Source organism: Burkholderia sp. (assembly GCF_018375725.1).
GTDB lineage: Bacteria > Pseudomonadota > Gammaproteobacteria > Burkholderiales > Burkholderiaceae > Burkholderia.
Map to the genome: position 1 here is coordinate 1 of NZ_JAHACR010000178.1, position 8,685 is coordinate 8,685.

Consider the following 8,685-nt stretch of genomic DNA (forward strand, 5'->3'; position numbering starts at 1 on the left):
TTCCCCTCTTTCTCGATCTGGAAGGTGTAGAAAGTCCCTTTCAGATCGCGCTCCGCCGCGACGCGCCATGTTCCGTCGTCGGAGGGCCGCATCTCCAGCCGCTCCTCCGGTTCCCCGCCTTCGCCCGAAGCGTAGAGGTTCAGCCGGACCTTGTCGGCCGTGGGCGCCCAAAGCGTAAAGACGGAACGCTGAGGGGTGTATGTCAGTTCCAGATCGCTCCCGTAATAGCCGGGATATCGGTCGAACGAATCGGGCTGTCCGGCCGCTGGATGGTTTTTCTGAGTCGTCATGGGATGTTTTTTAGGAGTTCTGAATTTGCGTACCGTCTGCGGCTGCCGGTTCGCCGCCGGCTTTTTCCGCGTCGTCCTGATGCACGAGCAGCGTGCGTGTGGGGAAGGCGAATGTGAGTCCCGCTTTGGCGAAGGAGTCGAGGATCTCCAGATTCACGTCCGACGTCGTTTTCAGGACGTCGCCCTGCTTCTCGATGTAGTAGTAGAACGTGACGACCAGCGCCGAGTCTGTGTAGTCCGAGAAGTAGGCCGTGACGTCCGACGGATTTCCGGAAACGTCCTTGATCTTCGCGGGGATGGCCCGCAGTATCTCCAGTGCCTGTTTCATCTTTTCGGCTCCCGTGTCGTAGGTCAGCCCCAGCTTCACCATGGCCCGCCGCATCGGCTCCGAGGAGATGTTGACGATGGAGGCGTCCGTGATCTTGTAGTTCGGATAGCTCGTGATGCGTCGGTCGTAACCCAGTATCCGCGTGCTGCGCATGCCCACGTCGATCACGGTTCCCTCCAGCCCGTTCACGTTGATCGTGTCGCCGATCACGCCCAGCTCGCGATTTTCGCGGCCGTGCTCGACGATGCGCGTGCCGGCGACGACCCGGCCGGCCAGCAAGCGGCTGCCGCGGACACGAGCGACGCCGCGGCGCTGCATCACGCGAACTGACACCGGCGCCGCGTCCATGCGCCGCGCCTCACCACAACGATTCAGGAGACAAGCCATGCCTGCTCCCGCAGCGCCAGAAGCCGCCCAAGTGCCCCCGAACACCGACGGCATCTGGTTCGCGTCCTATCCGCCCGGTGTGCCGCACGCGATCGACGTCACGCAATACGCGTCGCTCGTCGACTATTTCGACGAATGCACGGCAAAATTCGCCGACCGCGTCGCGTACGTCAGTGCGGGCGCGTCGCTGACGTACCGCTCGCTTGCGCAAAAAGCCGCGGCGTTCGCGTCGTACCTGCAGCGCATTGGCGTGAAGCCGGGCGACCGCGTCGCGATCATGCTGCCGAACACATTCCAGTATCCGGTCACGCTGTTCGGCGCGCTGAAGGCCGGCGCGATCGTCGTCAACGTCAATCCGCTCTACACGGTGCGCGAGCTCGCGCATCAGCTGAAGGACAGCGGCGCGCAGACGATCGTCGTCTTCGAGAATTTCGCGCGCACGCTGCAGGATGCGCTGCCGCAAACGCCGGTCAAGAACGTGATCGTCACAGCGCTCGGCGACCTGCTCGCCGACGGCTTCAATGCGAAAGGCCGGCTCATCAACTTCGTGCTGAAGCACGTCAAGAAACTCGTGCCGGACTATGACCTGCCCCAGGCCGTGCCATTGCGTTCCGCGCTGTCGCTGGGCGCGCGCGATACGCCGAAGCCCGTGCCGCTCACGCGCGACGACCTGGCGTTCCTGCAATACACGGGCGGCACGACCGGCGTCGCGAAAGGCGCGATGCTCACGCACGGCAACCTGATCGCGAACCTGCTGCAGGCGAAGGTCTGGACCGCCGGCCAGATGACGGGCGACGTCGAGACGGTGCTCACGCCGCTGCCGCTCTACCACATCTATTCGCTGACGGTTAACGCGTTGATCTTCCTCGGCCTCGGCGGACGCAACATCCTGATCGCCAATCCGCGCGACATGAAGATGGTGATGAAGATCATCCGTCACGAGACGTTCACCGGCATCACCGGCATCAACACGCTGTACAACGCATTCCTCGACAACGCGGAATTCCGCAGCCGCGACTTCTCGAAGCTGAAGCTCGCGATGTCGGGCGGCATGGCCATGCAGCGTGCGGTCGCCGAACGTTTTCAGCAGGTGACGGGACAGCCGATCATCGAAGGCTACGGCCTCACCGAGTGTTCGCCGATCGTCACGATGAACCCGGTGAATCTGCAGAACATGACCGCGTTCAGCGGCTCGATCGGCCTGCCCGCGCCGTCGACCACCGTCCGCTTCAGGCGCGAGGACGGCACGTGGGCCGGCATCGGCGAGCCGGGAGAACTCTGTGTGCGCGGCCCGCAGGTGATGCGCGGCTACTGGCAGCGTCCCGACGAGACCGCGAAGGTCATCGACGCCGACGGCTGGCTGGCGACGGGCGATGTCGGCGTGATGGACGAGCGCGGCTACGTGCGCCTGATCGACCGCAAGAAGGACATGATCCTCGTGTCGGGCTTCAACGTGTACCCGAACGAGATCGAGGATGTGCTGACGATGCATCCGGGCATCAGCGCGGCGGCCGCGATCGGCGTGCCGGACGAGGTGCACGGCGAGCGGATCAAGGTATTCGTCGTGCGGCGCGATCCGGCGCTGACGGCCGACGAGGTGATCGCGCATTGCCGGCGCAACCTGACCGGCTACAAGGTGCCGAAGCTCGTCGAATTCCGCGACGCGCTGCCGCAGACCAACGTCGGCAAGATCCTGCGCCGCGAACTGCGCGACGAGGCGCTCGCGCAGCAGAATGCCGCGTCACGTCGCTGACGACCGTGTCCGGGAATGCGCGGCAGCGGGGCGAAGCGATCCGGCAGCGCGCCGGGCTTCAATCGTCGTCATCGTCGTCGTGATGCTTGCGCCACGCCTTCTCCTCGTGCTTGCGCCACTTGCGGTAGCGCTTGTCGTCCCGGTCGTCGTAGCCATAACCATAAGCCGGGTACGCGACGACGGCCGGTTGCGGCGCCACATAGACGGGTTGCGGCGCGACATAGACCGGTGCGACCGGCATGCCGATTCCGACGGCGACATCGACATGCCCCGCCATCGCGCTGCCCGATGCCAGCAACGCCATGCTCCCGATCCACACCGCCATTCGCCGCTTGTCCATGTTTTTCACCCCGTGATTCGCCGGTTCGGCCGGCTTGCGGCGGCAACTGTAGACGAGATGCCCATCAGGAGGTGCAACGACGCAACGAGAATCGTAACGCAACGTAACAGCGCGGCAAGGCCGTCCGGCCGAATCGCGAAAATGCCCGGAACCGTCTATAGTGGGTTACGGTTCGACACAAACGCGGACGCACGCATACGGGTCGAACAGGGTAGAATCCCGCCAAATACATCGTGGATTCCACGCTGCACACACGCACAACATATTTTCTGACGCAGGCTCCTGCCGCATCTCAATGGCCAATCCCGCAGAATCCCATCCGCAAAACGACTTCATCAATTCGGCGCGCAAGGAACGTAAGCGCGTTGAAATCTATCTCGTCAACGGCATCCGCCTGACGGGCTGCATCGAGTCGTTCGACCAGTACCTGGTGATGCTGCGCACCCCCGTGGGTCTGCAAGGCATCTACAAGCGCGCCATTTCGACCATCCAGCTCGACACGGGCGGCTCGCGTCCGGGCGGCGGCGGTGCACGCGGTCCGCGCACTGGCGGCGGCCGCAGCGGTGGCCGCGAAGGTGGCGGCCACGGTCCGTACGGCTCGCATGGCGGCCCGCGCGAGCCGCGAGGCGAAGGTTACGCGCCGCGTGAGCCGCGAAGCGAAGGCTATGCGCCGCGCGAGCCGCGAGAATCCTACGGATACGGCGCACCGCGCGACGCCGGCGATCAGTCGTCCTCCGCGCCGGTTGAGCCGCGCGGCAACGGCGGCTCCAACGGGCCGGTGATCGTCACGCGCCGCCGGCGCATCGTGCCGGACGGCCAGTAAAACAAAAGGGCAAGCCCACCGGCTTGCCCTTTTTGCTTGATCACGCGCCGCGCGGCGAATCGCCGCACGCGCATCTCCCGCTTTCCCTCAATGCACCGACGGCAGGCCGGCATCGGCTTCACGCTGCAACGCCCGCACCTGCTGCTGCAACGCACGCAATTGCGCCTGCAGCTGCGCCTGTTGCGACTGGAGCGCCGCCGCTTCGCTGCGCACCGTCTTCTGGCGATCGGCCACCGCCGCCTGCTGCTCACGCGCGATGCTCAGGTCGGCCTGCAGACGCCGCGCCCGCTCCTGTGCGACCTCGATCTGGCGATCCGTCTGTGCCTTTTGCGACTCCAGCCGAGCCGTGCGCAATTCCTCGACAGCCAGACGCTCGGCCTGCTGCGCGAAATTGCGGTAGATCGCTTCCGCCCGCACGTCGTTGTACGTCTTGATCACGCGCCAGAACGCCTTTTGCTGAAACAGCGCGACGAAATACGCGCCGTCCTTGACGTTGAACAGCAGGCTCGCGCCATAGCTGCCGTTATAGCTGGTGCGCATTTCCGTCAGCGCATGCGTCTGAATCTGGCGCTGAAGATCGTCGATCGTGCTCTGGCCGGTCGCCTCGCCCGCCTGCGTCTGCACGTCGATGGCCGGAATCGGAACGACCGGCGCCGATGCGGATTGCACCGCCGCCGCTTGCGTCGTACCGCCCGCCAACCCTTGCGCATAAGCGCCCTGCATGCCTCCCACCATCGCAAGCACGATACATGCCCGCGCCAACCCCGTCATTTGGTTCATGTAGTAATTCCTGCACCGACTCGTCGTAATTGTTGCCCGAATTATCTCATTATTTACTCGCTCTCGCGGGCCTCCGGCTCCTCGTCGAAGATCTGATATTTGCGCATTTTTTCCCAGAGCACCTTGCGGCTGATGCCGAGTTGCTGCGCCGTGTCCTGGCGCCGCCAGCCATTCGCGTCGAGCGCCGCGATCACACGGCTGCGTTCGGTCATATCCCACTTGCTGCGATCGACGGATACCTCGGCCGCGCTTTCCGCCGGCACCGGCTGTGCCGCGCTGCGCGCATGCGCGACCAGACGTTGCAGACGCGCGGCATCCCAGCCGCCCGTCTGCCGCACTGTCACGCCGACACGCTCGGCAAGGTTGCGCAATTCACGCACGTTGCCCGGGAAATAACTGTCGGCGACGGCGTCGGCGAGCCAGTAAGGCAGGTCCGGCAACTGCGCGAGCCGTTCCTCGCCGACCACCTGCGCGACAAATGACTTGAACAGCGCGATCTTGTCGACCGCCCCGCGCTCCTCGAGCGACGGGATGCTCAGTTCGATGACTGCGAGCCGGTAATACAGATCCGCGCGGAACAGTCCTTCCTTGACGAGCTGCGGCAGCTTCTTGTTGCTCGCCGCAACGAGACGGAAGTCGACCTTGACCGGCGCCGTCGCGCCGACGCGCAGCACCGCGCCGTCCTCCAGCACGCGCAGCAGCTTGACCTGCTGGTAAAGCGGCAAGTCGCCGACTTCGTCGAGGAACAGCGTGCCGCCGGCGGCCTGCTCGAAATAGCCTTTATGCGCAACAACCGCGCCGGTGAACGAGCCTTTCGCGTGACCGAAGAAAAGCGACTCGAACAGACCGTCCGGAATCGCCCCGCAGTTGACCGGCACGAATTCGCCGTGCTGGTAACGCGAATGCTTTTCGTGCAGCAGCTGCGCGATGCGCTCCTTGCCGACGCCCGTTTCGCCATGCAGCAGCACGTTGGTGTCGCAATCGGCGAAGGTATCGACTTCATGGAGGAGCGTCTGCATCGATTCCGAATGCGCGACGAGTTCGGACGGCTGCAGCGTTTCGGCCGCATGCGCGTGCAGTTGCGTGACGAGCTTGCGGATCATGCCGCGCAGCTCCGCGCAGGTGAAGTCGAGCGGCAGAATATGCGAATACTCGGGCGGATACTGCGACGCGTCGTGATCGCGCGCCGCGCCGACCCACACGACCGGCATGCCGATGCTGGCCTGCCAGTCACGCAGGAACGCCGCGCCGCTTTCGATCATCGTCACGCTGATGATCGCGAGCGACGGACGCATGGCGGCACGCTCCGGCGAGATCTCCGCGTTGTCGGCACGGATCACTTCGACGTCGAAACTCGCCATGCACCGGGCGACACGGTCGACGATGTCCGCCTTGCCTTCCCAGACATACAGGTCGAGTTCTTCGATTGCGGGCGTGGTTCTCATTCTCTGGATGCTTCTTCAATTAACGAGTTGCGCGGCGTTGCAAGTCAGCGATATCTGATGCACGGTCGCTTGTCCCACCTGGACGCCGAGCAGGCCCAGCAGGGGCACGATAACCGAATCGAGCGCCGAAAGAACGGGACTCAGTATCTGGCCACCGATGAGGTTGAGCAACGCACCGGTCGGAATCGAAACGCCCAGAATGTTGACGGAATTCAGGTTGATGTTGCCGAGCGCGGTGCCCAGTTCCGAGCCGAGGTTGTTCGAATACGTCGTCCAGTAACTGTCCGGACTTCCGGCATTAGTAGGATTCACCCATCCGCTGCCGCACGACACGGGAGCCGTCAAACCGCTGGCGGCATTGCAGAAATGGTACGGCGAAACAGACGAATAGCCGCTAAAGGGAGCACTCTCAGACGCCTTGCCGACGATTTGAAGCAGCGGATTCGCGATCGTGGCGCTAACCGGGACGCTTTCAGACGTACCGATTCCCAGGAGCGTCGCCGATGCCTTCAGGTTCAGTAACTGTAGAGTCCCGGCGGCTGGGCAGCTTGCCACGTCGGACAGATTCAGCCCCCCCGATGGCGGATTGCTCAGACAAAGACGCGCAATACCCGGCGTCGCGATGATCGTGGTCGTGCTGGGCGTGGTGGCCGAGCCACACTTCGTCGCGGCAAGGCTGGCGACGGCGGGGCCGCCGACCAACAAATAGATGGGTAAGTTGATGCCGCTCAACGACGCAGAAATGTTCAACAGTCCGCACAATCCAAGCGGACTCAGCAACGTGCACGTGCTCAACGAGATCGTCGGTGTCTGCACGTTCAGATATAGCCCGATCTGTGCGGACGACGCCTGGGTACGCCATGCGCCGTTACCCAACTGGCCCGCTTCGCCGATGGCAATCGATGGTGGATTCAGCACCTGCAACTGGACGTTGACGACCTTGAAAATCGTTGATCCAAGCGGAAGACCAGCACCCGTATTCAACGAAACCGCATGCGACTTGTTGGCGACCTGCGCTGCGGTCATCAACAAGTCGAGCAGGCTGACCGTCGCGTCGGCGCCGGAATCCGGATTGCCGAGACTGATTTGCAGCACCGCGTTCGCCTGGTTCGCGAGGACCACCGAGGCATTCGTGATGCCGAGTTGCGCAATTTTCCCCAAAGCCGGCGACCCGGCCCGCAATTGCGCAACGTATCCCGGACTATCGTTCGTGCCGGGCTGAACCGCGCCGACATAGGTATTCAACGTTCCGACCAGCGTCGACATCGACACCGGCAAACCAACGAGCCCGCTTACCGATCCGGCGCGGACCGCCGCCGCCAATCCACCAAGCTTGATGTTCGCACTTGCAAGCGACTGATAATCCGCGAGCGTCAGGTTGACGTTTGCGCCAAGCAACGCCGACAGGATGCTATTGAGCCAGACCGGATCGACGCTCGCAAGCGTCGCGCTGATCGAGAATGTATCGATCGCGCTCGCGCGCGCTGTCGACGTCGCTGAAATCGTGGCCGGCCGAGAATTCAGCGACGACACGACACCCAGGAACGAATACTGCGCGTTACGCGTTACCGTTACCTGAGCGGCATTAATCTGCGTCATCCCTTTTGTCGCGCGCGCGTAGAAGGCCGGCAAGTTCGCGTTGTCCTGCGTGTCCCAGCGGCCACACGTGGGCGTGATTTGATCCTGGCCGTTAGCCGGCCCACCCAAACTGACCGTGTTCGAATCATTGATCCCCGCGTTTTTCAGTGCAGCCGCATTCGACGCAGTACAGTTTGTGTCCGACGGATCGATCGACTGCACAGCCGCAAGCGCCGCCATATCCGCAATACGCTGCAGATCGCGTCGCTGGTAGAACACATTTCCGATGTCGATCGCTCCCATCACGACAACCACGACGAGCAGCCAGACAGCCGCCAGCACCGACACGGCGCCACGCTGACCGCCCATTCGCAGGCGATCGCGCTTGCCCGCACGGCATGCAAGGAATCGAGTCGCGCGCATCGCCGTCTCAATAGGACTGAGCCGAGCCCTGACCGCCCGACGACATCCCGCCTGCGGCGTTCACCGGCGACCCCATCGACTGCGGAATCTTGCCCTTGAACGAGTCGATATACCGCTGATACGCGAGCGACGCCGCATCGCCGAGCATCGGCAGATCCGGGCCGGCCGCGCGGTTGTCGCGCTGCAGCGCGAGCCACGTCTCGGTCGCGTGCCCGACCTCGGACGCGTCCTGCGACTGCGATTGCCCGTGCGCGGCGGCAGCAACGCCGAAGAGCGCGAGCACCATGGCAGCGCGGCAAACCCGTGCGCGGCGAGCGATTTTCTTGTTGTTGTCGGTCATGTCTCTTCCTTCGAACGTCGTGTCATTGCGCGAACCGCTGCAACAGCGGCGCGGTTGGGTCGAATCCCTGGATGCTCGCGACCGGCGCGACGCGCTTCGCGGCGGCGTCGCCGACACCGCCCGTGACGGCACTTGCCGTGCCCTGCGCCGCCGCGGGCGCAGCAACCGCATGCCGCCACGCATGCGACGCGGCAACGA

At 63.9% G+C, this 8,685-nt stretch carries 9 protein-coding genes; 2 read left to right on the top strand and 7 right to left on the bottom strand.

The genetic code is table 11. The annotated features are described in order from the left end of the window. The coding region (locus KH616_RS16990; RefSeq protein WP_292248455.1) for a hypothetical protein at positions 1–290 on the bottom strand (290 nt) is incomplete at its 3' end. Between the two features lie 10 nt (positions 291–300). Further along, complete coding sequence (locus KH616_RS16995) at positions 301–1,005, bottom strand: mechanosensitive ion channel family protein (protein ID WP_292248457.1); 705 nt, start codon at positions 1,003–1,005, stop codon at positions 301–303. Here KH616_RS16995 and KH616_RS17000 point away from each other — a divergent pair. Continuing rightward, positions 1,004–2,758 (top strand): AMP-binding protein, encoded by a 1,755-nt coding sequence (locus KH616_RS17000; protein ID WP_292248458.1) that lies wholly within the window; start codon positions 1,004–1,006, stop codon positions 2,756–2,758. The two genes, KH616_RS16995 and KH616_RS17000, sit on opposite strands and share 2 nt — an antisense overlap. 58 nt (positions 2,759–2,816) lie before the next feature. On the opposite strand, the gene KH616_RS17005 is transcribed toward KH616_RS17000, so the two are convergent. Next, positions 2,817–3,098 carry a PXPV repeat protein gene (locus tag KH616_RS17005; RefSeq protein WP_292248460.1) on the bottom strand — a complete coding sequence of 94 codons (282 nt, stop codon included), beginning with the start codon at positions 3,096–3,098 and terminating at the stop codon, positions 2,817–2,819. A gap of 295 nt (positions 3,099–3,393) precedes the next feature. On the opposite strand from KH616_RS17005, the gene hfq reads away from it, so the two are divergent. After that, a complete protein-coding gene (hfq, locus tag KH616_RS17010; RefSeq protein WP_292248462.1) occupies positions 3,394–3,921 on the top strand; it encodes an RNA chaperone Hfq in 528 nt (175 codons plus the stop codon). 87 nt (positions 3,922–4,008) lie between these two features. On the opposite strand, the gene KH616_RS17015 is transcribed toward hfq, so the two are convergent. Genes KH616_RS17015 through KH616_RS17030 form a run of 4 tightly spaced genes read right to left on the bottom strand, consistent with a single transcriptional unit; the run spans position 4,009 to position 8,487 of the window. Then, positions 4,009–4,701: a DUF2968 domain-containing protein gene (locus KH616_RS17015; protein ID WP_292248463.1), complete on the bottom strand. Its 693-nt coding sequence runs from the start codon at positions 4,699–4,701 to the stop codon at positions 4,009–4,011. Positions 4,702–4,754: 53 nt separating this feature from the next. Next, positions 4,755–6,146, bottom strand: a complete 1,392-nt coding sequence (locus KH616_RS17020) for a sigma-54 dependent transcriptional regulator (protein ID WP_292248465.1) — start codon at positions 6,144–6,146, stop codon at positions 4,755–4,757. 15 nt (positions 6,147–6,161) lie between these two features. After that, entirely contained in the window at positions 6,162–8,147 is a 1,986-nt protein-coding gene (locus tag KH616_RS17025) for a pilus assembly protein TadG-related protein (protein WP_292248467.1), read from the bottom strand. Between the two features lie 7 nt (positions 8,148–8,154). Further along, complete coding sequence (locus KH616_RS17030) at positions 8,155–8,487, bottom strand: DUF3613 domain-containing protein (protein ID WP_292248469.1); 333 nt, start codon at positions 8,485–8,487, stop codon at positions 8,155–8,157. Between the last annotated feature and the right edge of the window lie 198 nt (positions 8,488–8,685).

Coding starts and splice junctions, on each gene's coding strand:
- KH616_RS17030 (WP_292248469.1), bottom strand. CDS start 8,487: ATGACCGACAACAACAAGAAAATCGCTCGCCGCGCACGGGTTTGCCGC.
- KH616_RS17025 (WP_292248467.1), bottom strand. CDS start 8,147: ATGCGCGCGACTCGATTCCTTGCATGCCGTGCGGGCAAGCGCGATCGC.
- KH616_RS17000 (WP_292248458.1), top strand. CDS start 1,004: ATGCCTGCTCCCGCAGCGCCAGAAGCCGCCCAAGTGCCCCCGAACACC.
- hfq (WP_292248462.1), top strand. CDS start 3,394: ATGGCCAATCCCGCAGAATCCCATCCGCAAAACGACTTCATCAATTCG.
- KH616_RS17015 (WP_292248463.1), bottom strand. CDS start 4,701: ATGAACCAAATGACGGGGTTGGCGCGGGCATGTATCGTGCTTGCGATG.
- KH616_RS17020 (WP_292248465.1), bottom strand. CDS start 6,146: ATGAGAACCACGCCCGCAATCGAAGAACTCGACCTGTATGTCTGGGAA.
- KH616_RS17005 (WP_292248460.1), bottom strand. CDS start 3,098: ATGGACAAGCGGCGAATGGCGGTGTGGATCGGGAGCATGGCGTTGCTG.
- KH616_RS16995 (WP_292248457.1), bottom strand. CDS start 1,005: ATGGCTTGTCTCCTGAATCGTTGTGGTGAGGCGCGGCGCATGGACGCG.